The sequence below is a fragment of the Pseudomonas sp. AU12215 genome, assembly GCF_001675465.2.
Classification (GTDB): Bacteria; Pseudomonadota; Gammaproteobacteria; order Pseudomonadales; family Pseudomonadaceae; genus Pseudomonas; species Pseudomonas nitroreducens.
The window spans coordinates 1-20408 of sequence record NZ_MACM02000051.1 but is presented as its reverse complement, the minus strand read 5'-3'; the positions used below and the strand labels follow the sequence as shown (position 1 = coordinate 20408).

17 protein-coding genes are annotated in these 20408 nt (G+C 63.5%); 9 read left to right on the top strand and 8 right to left on the bottom strand.

The genetic code is table 11. From position 1 onward, the window contains the following. Window positions 1-960, bottom strand: coding sequence for a MoxR family ATPase (locus tag A9513_RS12640; RefSeq protein WP_038803712.1), 960 nt, complete (start codon window positions 958-960; stop codon window positions 1-3). A gap of 61 nt (window positions 961-1021) precedes the next feature. Further along, entirely contained in the window at window positions 1022-1894 is an 873-nt protein-coding gene (locus A9513_RS12635; protein WP_024765095.1) for a DUF1353 domain-containing protein, read from the bottom strand. A 304-nt stretch (window positions 1895-2198) separates the two neighbouring features. On the opposite strand from A9513_RS12635, the gene A9513_RS12630 reads away from it, so the two are divergent. Then, entirely contained in the window at window positions 2199-7061 is a 4863-nt protein-coding gene (locus A9513_RS12630; RefSeq protein WP_065084935.1) for an NAD-glutamate dehydrogenase, read from the top strand. Window positions 7062-7531: 470 nt separating this feature from the next. Here A9513_RS12630 and A9513_RS12625 read toward each other — a convergent pair whose 3' ends face one another. Then, the gene (locus A9513_RS12625; RefSeq protein ID WP_037012057.1) at window positions 7532-7747 is read right to left on the bottom strand and encodes a hypothetical protein; all 216 of its coding nucleotides are present in this window, start codon (window positions 7745-7747) and stop codon (window positions 7532-7534) included. Window positions 7748-7946: 199 nt separating this feature from the next. Here A9513_RS12625 and A9513_RS12620 point away from each other — a divergent pair, with 199 nt between their 5' ends. Continuing rightward, window positions 7947-8477, top strand: a complete 531-nt coding sequence (locus A9513_RS12620; protein WP_065084934.1) for a hypothetical protein — start codon at window positions 7947-7949, stop codon at window positions 8475-8477. On the opposite strand, the gene A9513_RS12615 is transcribed toward A9513_RS12620, so the two are convergent. Then, window positions 8468-8680 carry a hypothetical protein gene (locus A9513_RS12615; RefSeq protein ID WP_024765092.1) on the bottom strand — a complete coding sequence of 71 codons (213 nt, stop codon included), beginning with the start codon at window positions 8678-8680 and terminating at the stop codon, window positions 8468-8470. The genes A9513_RS12620 and A9513_RS12615 overlap by 10 nt on opposite strands. Before the next feature lie 121 nt (window positions 8681-8801). Between A9513_RS12615 and A9513_RS12610 the strand changes: the two genes are divergently transcribed. Further along, the gene (locus tag A9513_RS12610; protein WP_024765091.1) at window positions 8802-9215 is read left to right on the top strand and encodes a helix-turn-helix transcriptional regulator; all 414 of its coding nucleotides are present in this window, start codon (window positions 8802-8804) and stop codon (window positions 9213-9215) included. A gap of 9 nt (window positions 9216-9224) precedes the next feature. On the opposite strand, the gene A9513_RS12605 is transcribed toward A9513_RS12610, so the two are convergent. Then, the gene (locus tag A9513_RS12605) at window positions 9225-10106 is read right to left on the bottom strand and encodes a DUF6685 family protein (protein ID WP_065084933.1); all 882 of its coding nucleotides are present in this window, start codon (window positions 10104-10106) and stop codon (window positions 9225-9227) included. 149 nt (window positions 10107-10255) lie between these two features. On the opposite strand from A9513_RS12605, the gene A9513_RS12600 reads away from it, so the two are divergent. Both A9513_RS12600 and A9513_RS12595 read left to right on the top strand, forming a co-directional pair. Beyond that, window positions 10256-10477 (top strand): DUF2835 domain-containing protein, encoded by a 222-nt coding sequence (locus A9513_RS12600; RefSeq protein WP_065084932.1) that lies wholly within the window; start codon window positions 10256-10258, stop codon window positions 10475-10477. A gap of 53 nt (window positions 10478-10530) precedes the next feature. Further along, entirely contained in the window at window positions 10531-11556 is a 1026-nt protein-coding gene (locus A9513_RS12595; RefSeq protein ID WP_065084931.1) for a quinone-dependent dihydroorotate dehydrogenase, read from the top strand. A 103-nt stretch (window positions 11557-11659) separates the two neighbouring features. Here the strand turns inward: A9513_RS12595 and rmf are convergent, their stop codons facing one another. Next, entirely contained in the window at window positions 11660-11878 is a 219-nt protein-coding gene (gene rmf, locus A9513_RS34825) for a ribosome modulation factor (protein WP_081519407.1), read from the bottom strand. Window positions 11879-12352: 474 nt separating this feature from the next. Here rmf and rlmKL point away from each other — a divergent pair, with 474 nt between their 5' ends. Beyond that, the gene (rlmKL, locus tag A9513_RS12590; RefSeq protein WP_065084930.1) at window positions 12353-14536 is read left to right on the top strand and encodes a bifunctional 23S rRNA (guanine(2069)-N(7))-methyltransferase RlmK/23S rRNA (guanine(2445)-N(2))-methyltransferase RlmL; all 2184 of its coding nucleotides are present in this window, start codon (window positions 12353-12355) and stop codon (window positions 14534-14536) included. Between the two features lie 101 nt (window positions 14537-14637). After that, complete coding sequence (locus A9513_RS12585; RefSeq protein ID WP_024765086.1) at window positions 14638-17049, top strand: diguanylate cyclase; 2412 nt, start codon at window positions 14638-14640, stop codon at window positions 17047-17049. Window positions 17050-17088: 39 nt separating this feature from the next. On the opposite strand, the gene dacB is transcribed toward A9513_RS12585, so the two are convergent. Beyond that, window positions 17089-18525, bottom strand: a complete 1437-nt coding sequence (gene dacB / locus A9513_RS12580) for a D-alanyl-D-alanine carboxypeptidase/D-alanyl-D-alanine-endopeptidase (RefSeq protein ID WP_024765085.1) — start codon at window positions 18523-18525, stop codon at window positions 17089-17091. A gap of 254 nt (window positions 18526-18779) precedes the next feature. On the opposite strand from dacB, the gene A9513_RS12575 reads away from it, so the two are divergent. Then, window positions 18780-19127: a YggL family protein gene (locus tag A9513_RS12575; RefSeq protein ID WP_024765084.1), complete on the top strand. Its 348-nt coding sequence runs from the start codon at window positions 18780-18782 to the stop codon at window positions 19125-19127. On the opposite strand, the gene A9513_RS12570 is transcribed toward A9513_RS12575, so the two are convergent. Beyond that, entirely contained in the window at window positions 19108-19524 is a 417-nt protein-coding gene (locus A9513_RS12570) for a response regulator (RefSeq protein ID WP_024765083.1), read from the bottom strand. The two genes, A9513_RS12575 and A9513_RS12570, sit on opposite strands and share 20 nt — an antisense overlap. Before the next feature lie 782 nt (window positions 19525-20306). On the opposite strand from A9513_RS12570, the gene A9513_RS34820 reads away from it, so the two are divergent. Next, on the top strand, window positions 20307-20408 hold a 102-nt coding region (locus tag A9513_RS34820), incomplete at its 3' end, for a helix-turn-helix domain-containing protein (protein WP_141678385.1).

Genomic DNA, 20408 nt, shown 5'->3' with positions numbered 1-20408 from the left:
TCAGGCGACGGCGACTACGTCGAGGATGCGCTGGACCACGCGGTCCTGGTCGATCCCGGCAGCTTCCGCCTCGAAGGTGAGGATCAGGCGGTGGCGCAGCACATCGAAGAGCATCGCCTGGATGTCCTCGGGGCTGACGAAGTCGCGGCCGGCCAGCCAGGCGTGGGCACGCGCGCAACGGTCCAGCGCGATGGAGCCCCGCGGGCTGGCGCCGTAGGACAGCCATTCGGCCAGCTCGGCGTCGTACTTGGCCGGGGTGCGTGTGGCCATGATCAGTTGGACCAGGTATTCCTCCACGGCGTCGGCCATGTACAGGCCAAGGATTTCATGGCGCGCGGCGAAGATGGCTTCCTGGGTGACCCGGCGCTCGGGCTTGGTTTCGCCGTTCAGCGCTTCGCCTCGGGCCTGCTGGAGGATGCGGCGCTCCACGGAGGCTTCCGGATAACCGATCTTCACGTGCATCAGGAAGCGGTCGAGTTGGGCCTCGGGCAGCGGGTAGGTGCCTTCCTGCTCGATGGGGTTCTGCGTGGCCATCACCAGGAACAGCGGTGGCAGGTCGTAGGTGCTGCGGCCCACGCTGACCTGGCGCTCGGCCATGGCTTCGAGCAGCGCGGACTGCACCTTGGCCGGCGCGCGGTTGATTTCGTCGGCCAGCACCAGGTGGTGGAAGATCGGCCCCTGCTGGAACACGAAGCTGCCGTTCTCCGGGCGATAGATCTCGGTGCCGGTGATATCCGCCGGGAGCAGGTCGGGGGTGAACTGGATGCGGTGGAACTCGGCCTCCAGGCCTTCGGCCAGGTCCTTGATCGCCTTGGTCTTGGCCAGGCCCGGTGCGCCTTCCACCAGCAGGTGGCCGTCGGCGATCAGGGCGATGAGCAGCCGCTCGATGAGCTTTTCCTGGCCGAGGATCTGGCTGGAGAGATACTGGCGCAGTGCAAGGAGCGACTCACGATGTTCCATCGCGTGGATTTCCTGGACGAAGGGTGGGGCTGTCGGGCCGCCTACTTTACTGCATCGGCCGTCACTCTTGCAGCGCTGCGCTTCGAGCCTTGTGCGGCGCTAGTGGTTCCTGAGTTGCCCGGCCGCCAGGCAGCGGGGTCAGCAGGCGCAGGGAAGTATTGGGGTTGAGCTGGCGGCGCATGTCGCGTGCGCCGCCGTGGACCACTGCGAAGCGGTAGACCCAGGCCACCAGGCGCGGCATGCCGGCGTCCAGCAGCATGCGGTGGAACAGCTCGTCCGCCTCGGCCTTGGTCACCGGGGCGACATTGAGGAACTGGTACAGCGCGTCATGCACCAGGCTGGCGTGGTGCGCCACCGGCCAGAACATCTCGCGTTCCTGCTGCTGGCCGTGGCGCAGGCACTGCACGCTTTCCAGATGCTCCCACCAGTCCGGCGTGCCAAGCGTCGCCATCCAGAAGAACGGCACTTTCGGCGAGCAGCCGTCCCAGGCATAGGTGCGGGTGCAGCCGAAGTCGTAGCTCACGGTGCCGGCGCTCAGGTCGACATGGGCGGGGCCGGGGTTGATGACGATGCGCCCGTCGTGCACCACCAGCCATTCGCTATAGAAGTAGCGGCCTCTGAACAGCGGAGCTTCGCGGACCAGCGGGAAATCGATGTAGTTGATCCACGGGCCGTTGCGGTCGCGGCTGCAGAAACCCCACTCGTCCACCGAGCGTTCCCGCGCAGCCTGCACCCGGCGCAGGCGTTCGTCCCGGCCAACGATGCGCGGCAGCAGCACGCCGAGATAGACCGGGACCGCGCCGATCAGCAGCGGCCGCACGGCTTCATCGAGGAACAGCCAGGCCAGCACGAGCAGCGCCGCGCCCAGCAGGGTGACCAGCAGGTTGTCCAGATGGCGCAGCAGCGGGCGGCGCAGGGGAGGGTGGCGTTGCATGGCGTCCGTTCCAGGCGAGGGGCCGCCATGATAGCGCTTTGATATTTCCTCGGGCAGTTGCGGAACGATCGTGCCGCAAATTCTGTCGTTTCCCCAGAGCGTGGTGGCTGCATGCCGTTGAACGAATATGTCGCAGCCCCGTAAGCCAGCGGCGGCCCAGTCCCGATAAGCTCGGTGGGATCGGTGACCGCCCGGTCGGGGCTGTCAGTCGAGGGTCACACTGCCCGGCTATACCTGTGGCCCGACACAAGACGATATGCGTTCTACGCTCAATCCAATAATTCGAGCCCAGCGGAGTAACAACATGGCGTTCTTCACCGCAGCCAGCAAAGCCGACTTCCAGCAACAACTGAAAGCGGCCCTGGCGCAGCACGTCGACGACAAGGGTCTGCCACAAGTGGCCCTGTTCGCCGAGCAGTTCTTCGGCTTCATCTCCCTCGACGAATTGACCCAGCGCAGGCTGTCCGATCTGGTCGGCTGCACCTTGTCTTCCTGGCGCCTGTTGGAACGCTTCAACCCCGCCCAGCCGATCGTCGCGGTGTACAACCCCGACTATGAAAAGCACGGCTGGCAGTCGACCCACACCGCCGTGCAGGTGCTGCACCCGGACCAGCCGTTCCTGGTCGACTCGGTGCGCATGGAACTGAACCGCCGCGGCTACAGCATCCACACCCTGCAGACCAACGTGCTCAGCGTGCGCCGCAATGCCAAGGGCGAGTTGCTGGAGATCCTGCCCAAGAACAGCACCGGCAAGGACGTGCACCAGGAATCGCTGATGTACCTGGAGATCGACCGCGTCTCCCAGACCGGCGAACTGCGCACCCTGGAGAAGGCCCTGCTGGAAGTGCTCGGCGAAGTCCGCCTGGCGGTCGCCGACTTCCCGGCCATGCGCAGCAAGGCCGAGGAGCTGCTGGCCTGGCTGGGCAAGTCCAAGGTCAAGGCCCGCGCGGAAGAGACCGCCGAAGTGCGTGCCTTCCTCGAATGGCTGCTGGACAACCACTTCACCTTCCTCGGCTATGAAGAATTCACCGTGCAGGAGGAGGCCGATGGCGGCCACCTGGTGTACGACGACAAGGCTTTCCTCGGCCTGACCAAGCTGCTGCGCGCCGGCCTTAACAAGGAAGACCTGCACATCGAGGACTACGCGGTGGCCTACCTGCGCGAGCCGGTGCTGCTGTCCTTCGCCAAGGCCTCCCAGCCCAGCCGCGTGCACCGCCCGGCCTATCCGGACTACGTATCGATCCGCGAGATCGACGCCAAGGGCAAGGTCGTCCGCGAGTTCCGCTTCCTCGGCCTGTACACCTCGGCGGTCTACGCCGAGAGCGTGTTTGACATCCCGTTCATCCGCGGCAAGGTCGCCGCCGTCCTGAAGAACTCCGGCTTCGACAGCAAGGCGCACCTGGGCAAGGAACTGGCGCAGATTCTCGAAGTGCTGCCGCGCGACGACCTGTTCCAGACCCCGGTGGACGAGCTGTATGCCACCGCCATGTCCATCGTGCAGATCCAGGAACGCAACAAGATCCGCCTGTTCCTGCGCAAGGACCCCTACGGTCGCTTCGCCTACTGCCTGGCCTACGTGCCGCGCGACATCTACTCCACCGAAACGCGGATGAAGATCCAGCAGGTGCTGATGGAGCGCCTGAAGGCCAGCGACTGCGAGTTCTGGACCTTCTTCTCCGAATCCACCCTGGCCCGCGTGCAGTTCATCCTGCGCGTCGACCCGAAGAACCGCATCGACGTCGATGCTGCCCAGTTGGAGCAGGAAGCCATCCAGGCCTGCCGTTCCTGGCAGGACGATTACGCCGCACTGGTGCTGGAGAACTTCGGCGAAGGGCAGGGCAACAACCTGCTGGAAGACTTCCCCAAAGGCTTCCCGGCCGGCTATCGCGAGCGCTTCGCCCCGCACTTCGCCGTGGTGGACCTGCAGCACCTGTCCAGCCTGGGCGACAGCCGCCCGCTGGTGATGAGCTTCTACCAGCCGCTGGCCCAGGGTGAGCAGCAGCTGCACTGCAAGCTCTACCACGCCGACACGCCGCTGGCCCTGTCGGACGTCCTGCCGATCCTGGAGAACCTCGGCCTGCGCGTACTCGGCGAGTTCCCCTACCGCCTGCGCCACACCAATGGCCGCGAGTACTGGATCCACGACTTCGCCTTCACCTACGCCGAGGGCCTGGACGTCAACATCCAGGAACTCAACGAGACCCTGCAGGACGCCTTCGTCCACATCGTCAACGGCGATGCGGAGAACGACGCCTTCAACCGCCTGGTGCTGACCGCCGGCCTGCCGTGGCGCGACGTAGCCCTGCTGCGCGCCTACGCGCGCTATCTCAAGCAGATTCGCCTGGGCTTCGACCTGGGCTACATCGCCAGCGCGCTGAACGCCCACGTGGACATCGCCCGCGAACTGGTGCGCCTGTTCAAGACCCGTTTCTACCTGGCCCGCAAGCTCACCGCCGAGGACCTTGAAGACAAGCAGCAGAAGCTGGAACAGGCGATTCTCGCGGCCCTGGACAACGTCCAGGTGCTCAACGAGGACCGCATCCTGCGGCGCTACCTCGACCTGATCAAGGCGACCCTGCGTACCAACTTCTATCAGCCCGACGCCGCCGGGCAGAACAAGAGCTACTTCAGCTTCAAGTTCAACCCCAAGGCCATCCCGGAAATCCCGCGGCCCACGCCCAAATTCGAAATCTTCGTCTACTGCCCGCGGGTGGAAGGCGTGCACCTGCGCTTCGGCGACGTGGCCCGTGGTGGCCTGCGCTGGTCCGACCGCGAGGAGGACTACCGCACCGAAGTGCTGGGCCTGGTGAAGGCGCAGCAGGTGAAGAACGCGGTGATCGTGCCCACCGGCGCCAAGGGTGGCTTCATCCCGCGCCGCCTGCCGCTGGGTGGTTCGCGCGATGAGATCCAGGCCGAGGCCATCGCCTGCTACCGCATCTTCATCTCCGGCCTGCTGGACATCACCGACAACCTCAAGGAAGGCAACGTCGTGCCGCCGGCCAACGTGGTCCGCCACGACCCGGACGACCCCTATCTGGTGGTGGCGGCGGACAAGGGCACCGCGACCTTCTCCGACATCGCCAACGGCATTTCCGCCGACTACAACTTCTGGCTCGGCGACGCCTTCGCTTCCGGTGGCTCCGCCGGCTACGACCACAAGGGCATGGGCATCACCGCCCGCGGCGGCTGGGTCTCGGTACAGCGCCACTTCCGCGAGCGCGGCATCGACGTGCAGAAGGACAGCGTCACGGTCATCGGCATCGGCGACATGGCTGGCGACGTGTTCGGCAACGGTTTGCTGATGTCCGACAAGCTGCAGATGGTCGCGGCCTTCAACCATATGCACATCTTCCTCGACCCCAATCCGGATCCGGCGGCGAGCTTCGCCGAGCGCCAGCGGCTGTTCAACCTGCCGCGCTCCAGCTGGGCCGACTACGACGCCTCGCTGATCTCCGCCGGCGGCGGCATCTTCCTGCGCAGCGCCAAGAGCATCACCCTGACCCCGGAAGTGCGCGCGCGCTTCGACATCGAGGCCGAGCGCCTGACCCCGACCGAGATGATCCACGCGCTGCTCAAGGCGCCGGTGGACCTGCTGTGGAACGGCGGCATCGGCACCTACGTGAAATCCAGCGATGAAACCCATGCCGACGTCGGCGACAAGGCCAACGATGGCCTGCGCGTGGACGGCTGCGACCTTCGGGTGAAAGTGGTGGGCGAGGGCGGCAACCTCGGCATGACGCAACTGGCGCGGGTCGAATTCGGCCTCAATGGCGGCGCGTGCAACACCGACTTCATCGACAACGCCGGTGGTGTGGATTGCTCCGACCACGAGGTGAACATCAAGATCCTGCTCAACGAGGTGGTGACCGCCGGGGACATGACCAGCAAGCAGCGCAACAAGCTGCTGGCGGAAATGACCGACCAGGTGTCCGACCTGGTGCTGGGCAACAACTACAAGCAGACCCAGGCGTTGTCCCTGGCCGAGCGCCGTGCCCGCGAGCGCATCGCCGAGTACAAGCGCTTGATGAGCGACCTGGAAGGCCGCGGCAAGCTGGACCGCGCGCTGGAATTCCTGCCTACCGACGAGGGGCTCGCCGAACGCATCGCCGCCGGGCAGGGCCTGACTCGCGCGGAACTGTCTGTGCTGATTTCCTACAGCAAGATCGATCTGAAGGAGCAGTTGCTGGGCTCGCTGGTGCCGGACGATGACTACCTGACCCGCGACATGGAAACGGCCTTCCCGCAGACCCTGGTCGACACCTTCGGCCCGGCCATGCGCAGGCACCGCCTGAAGCGCGAGATCGTCAGCACGCAGATCGCCAACGACCTGATCAACCACATGGGCATCACCTTCGTGCAGCGCCTGAAGGAGTCCACCGGCATGACGCCGGCGAATGTGGCAGGTGCCTACGTGATCGTGCGCGATGTCTTCCACCTGCCGCACTGGTTCCGCCAGATCGAGGCGCTGGACTACCAGGTGCCGGCGGAAGTGCAACTGACCCTGATGGACGAACTGATGCGCCTGGGCCGCCGCGCAACGCGCTGGTTCCTGCGCAGCCGCCGCAACGAGCAGGATGCCGCCCGTGACGTGGCGCATTTCGGTCCGCGCATCGCCGCCCTTGGCCTGAAGCTCAACGAACTGCTCGAAGGCCCGACCCGCGAGCTGTGGCAGGCGCGTTACCAGGCCTATGTCGACGCCGGTGTGCCGGAGCTGCTGGCACGCATGGTCGCCGGCACCAGCCACCTCTACACCCTGCTGCCGATCGTCGAAGCGGCCGACGTCACCGGCCGCGACCCGGCCGACGTGGCGCGCGCCTACTTCGCCCTGGGCAGCGAGCTGGAACTGACCTGGTACCTGCAGCAGCTCAGCTCCCTGCCGGTGGAGAACAACTGGCAGGCGCTGGCGCGCGAAGCCTTCCGCGACGACCTGGACTGGCAGCAGCGGGCAATCACCGTCTCCGTGCTGCAGATGCAGGACGGTCCGGCGGAAATCGATGCGCGCGTGGCACTCTGGCTGGAACAGCACGCCCCGATGGTCGCCCGCTGGCGCGCCATGCTCGTCGAGCTGCGTGCTTCCACCAGCACGGACTACGCCATGTACGCCGTGGCTAACCGCGAGCTGCTCGACCTGGCGCAGAGCAACCAGCAGGGTGTGTGCCCTGTGTGATACGCGAGCCTGATTGACGTTTTGATGCTCCAGCCCCGCCAAGTGCGGGGCTTTTTTTGCCTGGATCTGCACGTCTGCCAGCCCGGGAACGGGGCGTATTCGCAGGCAAGCGCTTCTGCGAAGAGCGTTCCGCAGTTTGACTGGGCTGTAGGAGCGAGCCTGCTCGCGAACAGTTCTTAGGGCTTTGGCTCTGAAGGATTTCCAGGCAAATGTCCGGGCGGGCCGAAGTGTCCCTTGCAGGAGGCAGAAGGGCCCGGGTATTGCTCGCGAAGCGCAAAACGGGATGGAGGGGCGAGAAACCTGCCTAGCTTACGTCGCTTGGCCAGGCAGGGGACATGACACGGACGCTGCGCGCCTTTCAAAGGGGCGCAAAACCCCCGTCAGAAGCAAGAGCATCGCGGAGAGGCAGAACGACAGCACTGGCCCGTCGGGGGCGTCCAGCGGTAGTCAGGAACACGAAGAACGCGAAATCAGCTCCCGCTCCGCCCATCCTCGCGGGGCTCGGTGAGAGCCCGGCGGTACTTGGCGTACAGCTCATCGGACATGTTGCTGGTTCCCAGCATCTTCAGCGCGAAGGACTTCACCTGTTCGTTGCTGTAGGGCTCCTGCTGTGGCGCGGGCTGACTGGCGCAACCCACCAGCCACAGGGGCAGGGTCAGGGAGAGAAGGGCGAGGGCACGGTTCATGGATTCACACGCAGGCTGGTTCGGGATGGTTGTCAGGCTATCAACCGCTCGAGGTGAGCAGAAATCATCCCGTTCGATAGTGGGTATCGTTTCTGGCAACTTCGGACGCTTTTGTCTGACGGAAAGTTCCCTGCCTGCGGTGTTTTACGGCGAATGCAGATATGCTTTCCGGCTGTTCATCTCTCTTCAGGACTCCCTCATGAAAGCGCAACTCGTCGAACTCCTCACGCTGATCAGCTCCGGCTGCCTGGCGGAGGAAGAGATCCAGCAGATCGCCGACGATGCCTCGCAGGCCTATGCCGATCCGGCCGCCTTCCTCGCGGCCAATGCAGACATCAACTACGACGACAGCTTCCCCATTCCCCTGGGCGAATGGGTCGTGGTCGGCAGCCTGCCGGAAATCGTGCTGTTCATGGGCGACAGCTACGAGGAGCTGTTCGGCGAGATCCGCGCCTCCTTCGACCCCAGCGTCAATTTCGTGCTGCAGGCCAAGCAACTGCGCAAGGCGGATCCGCTCACCGCGCTGAATCGCATCCAGACCCAGCTCGGCGCGCTGTATCCGGAAAAGGGCGGGTACGTGCTGGTGGATTTCAGCGAGCCGCTAGATACCGAACTGCAATGCGTGCTGGTGTATCGAAACGACCTTGAGCGCTTCATGGCACTTTGCGTGGAAATCGGCATTCCTGCCAAGCCAGCGTTGCAGGCCGCCCAGGAAGCGGATCAGGACTGATCCGCCTGGGTCATCAGGAGCAGGGCGGCCAGGTCCACCAGGGTCTGGCCACCGATGCAGCGCGAGGGAAGGTCTCCCTGCTCGATCCAGCGTTGCACAATGGCTTGGCGATCACCCAGGCCGATCAGCTGTGCAAAGCGCTGCGGCGTCACGTAATAGCCACCCGCGAGCAAGTCCGGGGTGAATCCTCTTCCCTGCCTCATCTCGTGTCCCGCACCATCATGCCCCTTGATCCACGGGCTTGCGCCTCGGTCTGGATAGCCAATTTATCCTAGTAGTTGGGGTGTTTTTCGGGGCCTTCGCAGTCTCGGAGATGGACGACACATGATAAAGAAACGTTTCCTGTTCACCGCAGGAGAGAGACTACGGGCGCTGCGCTCGCTGACGGGGTTGTCGCGCCGCGCCTTCGCCGAGACGGTCGGCATGAAGGCCAAGGATGTGGAGAACATCGAGTATGGCAACCAGCGCATGCGGGACCTGGATTTCCAGAAGGTCTGCAGTGTGTATCCGGATTTCAGCCGCTGGATCACCTATGAAGGGCCGATCGATCCGGCCGAGGTGAGCTGGAAGGTGGAAGATTCCGCTCAGCGGGCAGCGGTCTACCTGGTGAAGCGCAATCCGCAGCTGTTGGCGACGGCGGGACTCAGTCTCGAGGAGTGGCAGGCCAGGCATCATACGATGCTGGAAAGCCTGGACGAGGAAGAGCGTCATCTCCACGAGGATGCGCCTGAGGTGTGACGCCGCGGGTCAGTTTTTGCTGCCGACATCGCGCAGGTAAGTGATCACATCCTGTGCTCCGGCCTCTTGCAGTCCTTGGCCGAAGGCATCCGATGCTGGATTGTCCCTGGGCAACAGGAGGCTCTCCGGAGTTTCCGAGTTGAACAGGCCGAAGCGCGCATAGGGCATGCCGGTTTCCAGCAGCAACTCCATGAAAGCGGCGTCGCTCCAGGCTCTGGACGGCATGGCCAGCATGTGGAAGTCGCGCTGCAGTTCATCCAGGACAGAAGCCTGCAACGCGAAGCGCTGGATTCGCGCGGGCAGGACGATCTCCAGCCCGCGGCGGCGGGCATAGACCACCGCGTTGGCCAGTTCGCAGGGGTGATTATCGTCGTCCCAGAACAAGCGCTCACCGTGCCAGCCGGCGCTGCGTAACTGCAGTTGCGTCTTGCGTTCGAAGCCGGGCAGGGCCACGCCCAGGACCTTGGTGAAATCGTTGTAGCTGATGATGCGCACCTTGCGGCACTGCTCGCAGTTGGAAAGCTCCTCCAGCCCTGCAAGCGGGCTGTCGATGAGGCCGCGGCAGCACAAGCCGTCGATGCTGCGCATGTCGACTGCGGGATGTTCCTCGTGGCGGCTGCTTACCAGGCGCTTGAGTACGGCGTGGATGCGCGCCTTGTCCTCCTGCACGGGGCCGGAGAGCGCTCCGCGCGGCAGGTCAATCAGTCGGTACAGCGGCGGCCCGGACTGCCAGCCGAGGCCGGCGGGCCAGTCGGGTAGCGGTTCGAAGGGCAGGGACAGGCTCCGGCTGCGTACGACGATGTTCCGTCCATCGGCGCTGCCGATGCCCAGGCGTTGGGCAAGGGCAGCCAGCCGACTGGTCACGCTGCGGGGGCGAGGTGGTTGACTCATGGACGACGCAAGACTCCCGATGGCCGACTGGTCAGTGCAGGAAGCGCCGGGCCGGATGCGCGGCGTATTGCCCTAAGCATAGAAAACCCTGGCGCCGTTGAGCGCATGCGTTGTGGCAAAATTCTTTCCTTCACTTCCGGGAGGCCTCCATGGCTTGCGTTGTGCTGGATATTTCTCTGTCGGCGGATCGGCTGCAGGCGCTCTATCGCGGGCATGCCAGCCGGGTACAGGTACGTAGCCGCGATGGCCGGCAGGTCAACCTGCCTGCGCATCACCTGCGTCCATTCGTCACTCACTCCGGAGTGCACGGCAGCTTCGAGCTGGAATTCGATGATTCCGGGCGGCTGCTGGCGCTGCGTCGCCTCGCCTGAGCGAGGGCAGGTTGGCTATAATAGCGCCCCATTTTGCCGACCGATGCCCGACCATGTACAGCCTGGCCCGCGAGCTCCTGTTCAAGCTCTCCCCGGAAACCTCCCATGAATTGTCCATCGACCTGATCGGTGCCGGCGGCCGCCTGGGCCTCAATGGCCTACTGACGCAGGCGCCCAGGAGCCTGCCGGTGAAGGTGATGGGCCTGGAGTTCGCCAATCCCGTGGGACTGGCGGCCGGCCTGGACAAGAACGGCGATGCCATTGATGGCTTCGCCCAGTTGGGCTTCGGTTTCGTCGAGATCGGCACCGTTACCCCGCGTCCGCAACCGGGCAACCCCAAGCCGCGCATCTTCCGCTTGCCGCAAGCCACCGCGATCATCAACCGCATGGGCTTCAACAACCACGGCGTCGATCACCTGATCGAGCGGGTCAAGGCGGCGAAGTACAAGGGCGTGCTGGGCATCAACATCGGCAAGAACTTCGATACCCCGGTCGAGCGCGCGGTGGATGACTACCTGATCTGCCTGGACAAGGTCTACCCCCACGCAAGCTATGTCACGGTCAACGTCAGCTCGCCGAACACCCCCGGCCTGCGCAGCCTGCAGTTCGGCGATTCGCTCAAGCAGCTGCTCGAAGCACTGCGCCAGCGCCAGGAAGACCTGGCCGTGCAACATGGCCGTCGTGTGCCCCTGGCGATCAAGATCGCCCCGGACATGAGCGACGAGGAAACCGCGATGGTCGCGGCTGCGCTGATCGAATCGGGCATGGATGCGGTGATCGCCACCAACACCACCCTTGGCCGCGAAGGCGTCGAGCACCTGCCGTTCGGCAACGAGGCGGGCGGCTTGTCGGGCGCTCCGGTGCGCGAGAAGAGTACGCACATCGTCAGGGTACTGGCCGGCGAACTGGGTGGTCGCCTGCCGATCATCGCGGCCGGCGGTATTACCGAAGGCGCGCATGCAGCGGAGAAGATCGCTGCGGGGGCGAGCCTGGTGCAGATCTATTCCGGCTTCATCTACAAGGGCCCGGCGCTGATTCGCGAGGCGGTGGACGCTATTGCTGCGGCCAAGCGGGCGTAAGGACGGGGAGCGGAAATAAGTAGGGCTCCTTTCGGAGCCCTTGGGCTTGCGCCCTTTTCCGCCCGGATGGGGCGGCTTGGGGAAGTCGTGGGTGACCCTGGATTCAGCCTGTTGCGTGCTGCAATTGGTTCACTCGTTGAATACCGGCGGCGCCGGTCAAACCATCCCAGTTGTCACCGCGGCCCTCACGCCAGCCGTTGAGCCAGGATTGCCGGGTAGTGGGATGGGTAAACGGACAGAGGTCGCGAGATTTTCCAGTAATGCCGTGCTGATAACCGCGCAAAAAGGCTCTTTCCAACGGATCACGCTTAAGTCTTCTCATAGGGTGTAGCCCTCACTTGTTGACTGTTATGTCCCGTTGGCCCCCCAGGGAGGCCGGGCGGAATGTTCCGCCAAATGGGGCGCATTGCCGGCGTGACGCGCCCCGCCCGACACCATTGCGGTGAAGGATTACCCCGAGTTCTATCGAAAGGTTCCGGGGCTGTGAATGACCAATTTGTCATAAGGACGTAACTCTTATGGGTTCAAGCCATAAGGTTCGCCCGGTTTGCAAAATGCCAGTACGGCATAACCCGCCAGGGGCGGGAGCTTGCCGAGGATCAAGAGGAATGTGTGTCTAATTGAGACCATCTCTCGTTCCGACGAGTGGGATGACTTTCTGCGACGCGAGGCCGCAGGTCGGTTCGCCGGTCCATCCCTGAAAATGAATACACGGGTCGCCTTGGTCGAATAAAAAGGTGGCCGACAAGGCCGTAAGCGGCTTTGCTGAAAGGGCTGCGGCCCGGGAATTATTTGCATGGCGGATTTGCACGATCTCTTCCTCACCTGCCCGAAAGGGCTCGATGGCCTGTTGCTGGAGGAGGCCCAGGCGCTCGGGCTGACCGAGGCGCGTGCCCAGGTTTCGGCCATTCGTGGCAAGGGCGACCTGGAGACGGCCTACCGTCTGTGTCTCTGGTCGCGCCTGGCCAACCGTGTGCTGCTGGTGCTGTCGCGCTTCCCGGTGAGCAATGCCGAAGACCTCTACCTGGGTGTCAACGCCGTTTCCTGGAGCGACCACCTGGAGGCCGATGGCAGCCTGGCCGTGGAGTTCAGCGGCAAGGGCTCGGGCATCGACAACACCCACTTCGGTGCGCTGAAGGTCAAGGATGCCATCGTCGATAACCTGCGCGCCGAGTTCGGCAAGCGTCCGACGGTGGACAAGGTCAATCCGGATATCCGCGTGCACCTGCACCTGGATCGTGGCCAGGCGGTACTGTCGCTGGACCTCTCCGGCCACAGCCTGCACCAGCGCGGCTATCGCCTGCAGCAAGGCGCCGCGCCGCTGAAGGAAAACCTCGCCGCAGCGGTGCTGATCCGCGCCGGTTGGCCGAAGATCGCCGCTGAGGGCGGCGCACTGTCCGACCCGATGTGCGGCGTCGGTACCTTCCTCATCGAGGCCGGCCTGATTGCCGCTGATGTGGCGCCGAACCTCAAGCGCGAGCGCTGGGGTTTCAGCAACTGGCTGGGCCATGTGCCGGCGATCTGGAAGAAGCTGATCGACGAGGCCCAGCAGCGCGCCGACGTCGGCCTGGCGAAGACCCCGCTGTGGATTCGTGGCTATGAAGCCGATCCTCGCCTGATCCAGCCGGCGCGCAACAACATCGAGCGCTCGGGGCTGGCTGAGTGGGTGAAGATCTACCAGGGCGAGCTGGCGACGTTCGAGCCGCGTCCGGACAAGGGCCAGAAGGGCCTGATCATCTGCAACCCACCCTACGGCGAGCGCCTGGGGGATGAGGCCAGCCTGCTCTACCTCTACCAGCATCTGGGTGAACGGCTTCGCCAGAGCTGCCTGGGCTGGAGCGCCGGGGTGTTCACCGGCGCGCCGGAGCTGGGCAAGCGCATGGGTATCCGCAGCCACAAGCAGTACGCGTTCTTCAACGGCGCATTGCCGTGCAAGCTGATCATGCTCGACGTGGAGCCGCGCCAGTTCGTGACCGGCGAGCGCGGTGAGCGTAGCGAAGCGTCACCGGTTCAGGGCGCCGCGGTGATCGAGCAGGCTCGCCTGAGCGAGGGTGGGCAGATGTTCGCCAATCGCCTGCAGAAGAACGTCAAGGCGCTGGGCAAGTGGGCGCGCAAGGAAAAGATCGAGTGCTACCGGGTGTATGACGCCGATATGCCCGAGTACGCCCTGGCGGTGGATCTCTACCGTGACTGGGCGCACGTGCAGGAGTACGCGGCACCCAAGTCCATCGACCCGGAGAAGGCCCAGACCCGCCTGCTCGATGCACTGGCGGCGCTGCCGCAGGCCCTGGGCATTCCCACCGAGCGCATCGTGATCAAGCGTCGCGAGCGCCAGGCCGGCAAGAAGCAGTACGAGCGGCAGAATGCCGAAGGCCGCTTCATGGAAGTGGAAGAGGGCGGCGTGAAGCTGCTGGTCAACCTGACCGACTACCTCGACACCGGTCTGTTCCTCGATCACCGCCCGATCCGTCTGCGCATCCAGCGCGAGGCTGCCGGCAAGCGCTTCCTCAACCTGTTCTGCTACACCGCCACGGCGACCGTGCATGCGGCCAAGGGCGATGCGCGCAGCACCACCAGCGTTGACCTGTCCAAGACCTACCTGGACTGGGCGCGGCGCAACCTGTCGCTCAATGGCTTCTCCGACAAGCAGCGCCTGGTACAGAGCGACGTGATGGAATGGCTGCGCGAAGACCGCGGCGAGTACGACCTGGTCTTCATAGACCCGCCGACCTTCTCCAACTCCAAGCGCATGGAAGGGGTGTTCGACGTGCAGCGTGACCATGTCGAGCTGATCGACCTGGCCATGGCGCGGCTGGCCAAGGGCGGGGTGCTGTACTTCTCCAACAACTTCCGCAAGTTCGAGTTGGATGAAGGGCTGTCGGCGCGCTATCAGGTCGAGGATATCAGCGCCCAGACGCTGGACCAGGATTTTGCCCGCAACAGCAAGATCCACCGCGCCTGGCGCATCACCGTCCGTTGAAGTCCCTGTGGCGCGCGGCAGGGGCCGTGCGTCGCGCGGGCGCTGGGCAAATGGCCATCGGCTGCTATAAAAACTGAGTAACCCTGAGATCGGGATTTCACATGACTCAGTTGCCGGCCTACGAGCAGTTGCCCGTTGCTCAGGGAGTCGTCAGCCAGAAGAAGGCTCTGCGCGCCGCCGGCCTGGTGCTGGCGGCAGGTCTGCTGCTGACCGCCCTGTTGGGCTGGAATGTCTGGCGTAACGCCCGTATAGCCCTCGAGCAGCAGTTCTCCCTGGCCGCCAATGAGCGGATCGACCGGGTCCGCGAGCGGTTCACGATACAGCAGAGTGAACTGGAGTCGATCCAGCGCTTCTTCGAGAATTCCAGGTCGGTCTCCAGAGAGGAGTTCGAGCATTTCGTCAGTCCCCTGCTGGGCGACACGCTGGGCTATGCCTGGCTGCCCCATGTGGCGCAGCACGACCGGGAGGCTTTCGAAGCCCGCGCTCATGCTGCCGGGATGCTCGACTACATGCTGTTCGAGCTCAACCTGCAGGGGCAGCCGATTCCCGCGCAGGTCCGGGACAACTACTTCCCTGTCCTTTATGGTGCCTCCGAGTATCTGGAGGAAATGCCGCTGGGGCTGGATCTCAACTCGACGTTGCCGGGGCGCGAGCTGACCCGGCGCGTAGTGAAGACGCGCGCTGTTGCGGCCTCTATCCCGGTAGTCCTGCCCGGCGCACCGCCGGCCGATTCCACCGGGGTACTGCTGGCGGCGCCCTTCTACCGGACCAGCGTGACGCCCAGCCCAACGGCGGAAACCCGCGTCGGGATCCAGGGCATCCTGCTGGCGGCCATCAGTTATCGGCTGCTCATCGAGCAGGGCGTGGAGGGGCGCGAGGAGCAACTGGCCCTGACATTGCGCGATTCCGGCGACCTGCGCCCGGATGTCCCCCTGTATCGAAGCCCGGTGTCCCCCGACCAGACAGCAGGGTTGGTGGCCGAGCGCCACCTGGCATTCGCTGGTCGCGACTATCTGGTGCGCGTCGAGCCGTCCAGCGACTTTCTGCGGCGCAACCAGGGGCATCCTCAGCTGTGGGTGATCTTCGCGGGCGGGCTGACCTCCCTGTTGCTCGCTGGTTATGTCCTGATCCTGCTGGGCCAGCGTCAGCGGGCGCTGCAACTGGTGGGAGAGCGCACGGCCGAACTGCGCGCCAACCAATTGGAGCTGCAGGAGAACCAGGCGCGCCTGCATTTCGCCATGGACAGTGCCGGTCATGGCGTATGGGACTGGAGCCTGGATAGCGGCAGCGTCTTCTACTCCCACGCCTGGAAAGCGATGCTTGGCTACCGCGACAGCGAGGTGGGCACCACGACCGACGAAAGCCTGAGTCGCGTCCATCCAGACGACAAGGTCGCACGTTGCGAAGCGTTGCGCCGGCATCTGCGTGGCGAGACTTCGCTCTACCAGAGCGAACATCGGTTGCGCTGCAAGAGTGGGCGCTGGCTCTGGGTACTCGATCGCGGGCAGGTGGTGGAGCGCGACAACGACGGCGCGGCGCGGCGCATGATCGGTACCCAGACCGACATCAGTTCGCGCAAGGCCGCCGAACTGGAGCTGGGCGAGGTGAATAGCCGTCTGCACGGCCTGCTCGATGCGGCGACCCAGGTTGCCATCGTGTCGACCGACCTGCGCGGGTTCGTGCGCAGCTTCAATGTGGGGGCCGAACGCATGTTCGGCTACAGCGCCCAGGAGGTGATCGGGAGGCCGGTGCCGGAGAACGTCTTCGTCAAGGACGAAATCCGCCGTCGTGCGCAGGATCTGTCGAGCATCCTCGGCCGTGAGATTCGCGGCTTCGAAGTGGTCGGAGCATTGGTCGGCGAGGGTCACGAGGAGCACGAATGGACCTGCGTACGTCGAGATGGCCGGCAACTGAAGATCAATCTGATCATCACCGGCGTGCGCGATTCGTCTGGCAGCACCACCGGTTACCTGGGCATCGCCACCGACATCACCCGGCGCAAGGAAGCGGAGCTGGAGCTGCGGCGCCTTTCGGTCACCGATGCGCTCACCGGCATCCACAACCGCCGTTATTTCAAGGAGCAACTGGACCAGGCCATGGCACGCTGCTCGCGCAGCGGCGAGCCGCTGTCGCTGGTGATGTTCGACATCGACCACTTCAAGAATATCAACGACCGCTTTGGCCACGAGGCGGGGGATATCGTGCTGGTGACCTTGTGCCAGCGCATTTCCCAGCGCCTGCGCAAGGTGGATGTGTTCTGTCGCCTGGGAGGCGAGGAGCTGGTGGTGCTCTGCCCGGGCAGTACCACGGAGCAGGCCTGGCAGTTGGCCGAGGCGCTGTGGCAGGCATTGCGTGGTCAGCCGATGGAGGGAGTGGGCGTGGTCACGGCGAGCTTCGGAGTCGCCTCCTGGTCCCCTGGGGAAAGCGCCGATGATCTGATGCGCAAGGTGGACCGAGCGGTCTATCGCGCCAAGCGCCTGGGGCGCGACCGTTTGGAAAAGGTCGAAGCCTGATGCGAAAACCCCGGCCTGTTGGCCGGGGCTCGCGTTGGATCAGTGCTTGGTGCTGCTGTAGAGATCCAGCAGTACCTGGTCGAGGATCGACGAGGCACCCCAGGGGCGGTTGCTGTTGAGAATTGCCACCACGACCCAGGTGCGGCCGTTGGCGTCACGGCTGAAGCCGGCAAGTGCGCGTACGGTGTTCAGGGTGCCGGTCTTCACGTGGGCTTCGCCGGCCATGGGCGTGCCGCGCAGGCGTTTGCGCATGGTGCCGTCCTTCGCCACGATCGGCAGCGAGGAAATGTACTCGGCAGCATAGGGGCTGTGCCACGCGGCTTGCAGCATGGCAGCCATCTCGCGAGCGCTGACGCGCTCGTCGCGGGACAGGCCGGAACCGTTCTCCATCACCAGGTGGCTGGCGGTAATGCCCTTGCGCGCCAGCCACTGGCGGATCACCCGCTGCGCGGCCTGGGCGTCGTCTGCGTCGGCGCCGTTGCGGTACTGGCGGCCGACCGAGAGGAACAGCTGGCGGGCCATGGTGTTGTTACTGAACTTGTTGATGTCGCGGATGATTTCCACGACGTCCGGCGACATGGCGCGGGCCACCAGGGTGGCGTTCTTCGGTACGGCGCCTTCACGGTCCTTGCCGAGGATGCTGCCGCCCAGTTCCTGCCAGATGCCGCGCACGGCACCCGCGGTGTAGGCGGGGTGTTCGAGAAGGGACATGTAGGTCTGTGCGCTACAGCCTTGCGGAATCTGCCCGGTGGCGACCAGCGAGGTACCGTCGAACTGGGTCACGGGGTTGAAACGCAGCTTCGGCCAGGCCGGGCAGGCGGCGGCCTTGCTCACCTGGATCTGGTTGTCGATGCGCACGTTCGCCAGCGGCGGGTCCATCAGGACAGTGGCTTTGCTGCCCTCGGTGCGGATTACCAGACGCACGCTCTTCAGGTTGACCATCAGCGAGTCGGGGCCGACCAGGAACGGCTTGTTGTCGTCGCCGCCGTCGTCATTGAACACCGGCAACTGCGGAATATTGAAGTAGCTGCGGTCCAGCACCAAGTCGCCGGTGACCTTGAGCACGCCATTGGCGCGCAGGTCGCGCATCATCAACCAGAGTTTCTCCAGGTTCAGCTTCGGATCGCCGCCGCCCTTCAGATACAGGTTGCCGTTCAGGACGCCGTCCTTGAGCTGGCCGTCGGTGTAGAACTCGGTCTGCCACTGATAGGTCGGGCCGAGCATCTCCAGGGCGGCATAGGTGGTGAACAGCTTCATGGTCGACGCCGGGTTCACCGAGACGTCGGAGTTGAAATAAGTGGCGTTACCGGGGCCTTCGAGCGGAATCATCACCAGCGAGAGAGCGTCATCGGTGAGCTTGCTGGCTCTCAGCGCCTTCTGTACGCGCTCGGGCAGGGTGGTGTTGATCTGGGCAACGGCGGGTAAGGCAAAGGGCAGTAATGTGGCGAGAGCGAGGACGCGCAGAGACTTGAACATAGAAAAGATGACATCCCAGTGGTCGGGCATTGACTTGAAAAAATGAAAAGATGAAGCGCAACACTACAGTTGAAGTACTCCCTGTTGGACTGGGAGACGCGGCACATTATGCCGCAAGCCGTTCCAGTATGCGCAGGCCTTCGAGAGCCGGTCGTCTCGACGAGATACTGCGTGACTGTGCTGGCGCAAGTTGTGTATTTGGCTCGGGCACACTTGTTCGTCGAGTGGCGAAGCCCTCATGAGGAGAGATTCAGATGGCCACCCATCGTTCCCGTCGTTTACGCAAGAAGTTGTGTGTCGATGAGTTCCAGGAGCTCGGTTTCGAGTTGAGCTTCAAGTACCGCGAGGGTAAGGACGAAGACTCCATCGGCAATTTCTTGAAGCGCTTCGCCGCTGATGCTGTCGAGCCCAATGACCTTGTCTACAGTGGGTGCGATGAGTACGGCTTCATCTGCCTGGCCCGGCGTGGCTCGGTGAGCAACGAGCAGCGCGAGTTGGTCGAAGGCTGGTTGAGGCAGCAGCCCGAGCTGGCGGAGTTCACCGTCAGCCCGTTGATTGATGCCTGGTACCCGGACCAGCCGGTCAATCCGCCTGCTCGTTGAGCTTGAGGCTCTCCTCCGCTCTCAGGACCTGCATCAGTTTCCATGGGTCGAGAGGTTTCGGCAGGCAGGCCAGGATGGGCTGGCCTCGTGCTCTGAGCGTTTTTAGCTCGGCCTGCAACTCATCTTCTTCGCGGCCACTGAACAGGACTGCGTGGAGAACCCTGCCTGCGTCGGCCAGCTCGCAGGCCAATTCGATTCCATTGACGTCCGGCAGATTTATGTCGCAGAGAAGCAAGTCGAATGGTTCTCTGCGACGTGCGCACGCTTCGCGCGCTTCCGTGGCGTCCAGTGCAGGAGTCAGCCTGAAGAATCCCAAGCGGTTCAATTGCATTTGGGTGGCGATTAACTGGAAGGGATGATCTTCGACGACCAGGATGCTGAGTTTGTTGTCCTGCATGACGAGCTCCTTGAAAACTCCGGATGCAGCTGATGAACTTCGCTGATGCTTTTTCACAGGCAAGCACAGGTGTCTAATAATTTTATTTTGGAGGTTTTAGTGTGTGCCTTCATATGTGTGCTCAGGTTTTAAATATCTTCTTTGTATTTGTTCTGGGTACTATTGCGGATGAAAGGTTAGGTCGATTTCTCTGGAGCTATTTTGGCTTCTGTGTTGAGCGAAGCGTGATTGTTATCTGGTCTGGCTGATCTTCAATGGTCTCTGACTATTATCTATTGCACTGTGCCGGTTGGACTTCAACTCTCCTAGGAAATGTGAGTTTTTATTCAGTGTTCACCAGCTTTTCTGGCGAAAGTGATTATCATCAGGCTTTTCCGTGAATAACCCCACGATGGATAGAGTTTAAGTCTGGCATCTGCTGCCGCACAGGTCGCAGAATCGAACGCCTCTTCGTGTCCGGAATGGCCTAGGCAGAGGTCTTCGATTGATTTTTGGCATCCTACAGGTCGACATGGTGGAGAGGCGTATCCATTGTTGCCTGTAAACAAGAAGAAATGCATACCTGGAGCCAGCTAGATGAAGTATGCGGAGATAGTGCCGAGGTTTATCAGGGCTCCAAGTCAGATTTTCTCCTGTTTGGAGTCGGAATATTCTTGCGGAAGGGAGGCGAGTGGTGGAGCTGAGAGAGATTCTTGTAGGAATTATTTAGATGTTACGTAGGAAAACCCGGCGGCCGCAAAAACTGAGTGCAACACCCGACCATTTCGGTAAGGTGTTGCCCCATGTCCTATCACGAACTCAGCGCCACAGAGCGCGTCACGATCCAGATYGGCCTGTGCAATGGCTTCAGCCAGCGCAGGCTTGCCCGGCTGATGAACCGCAGC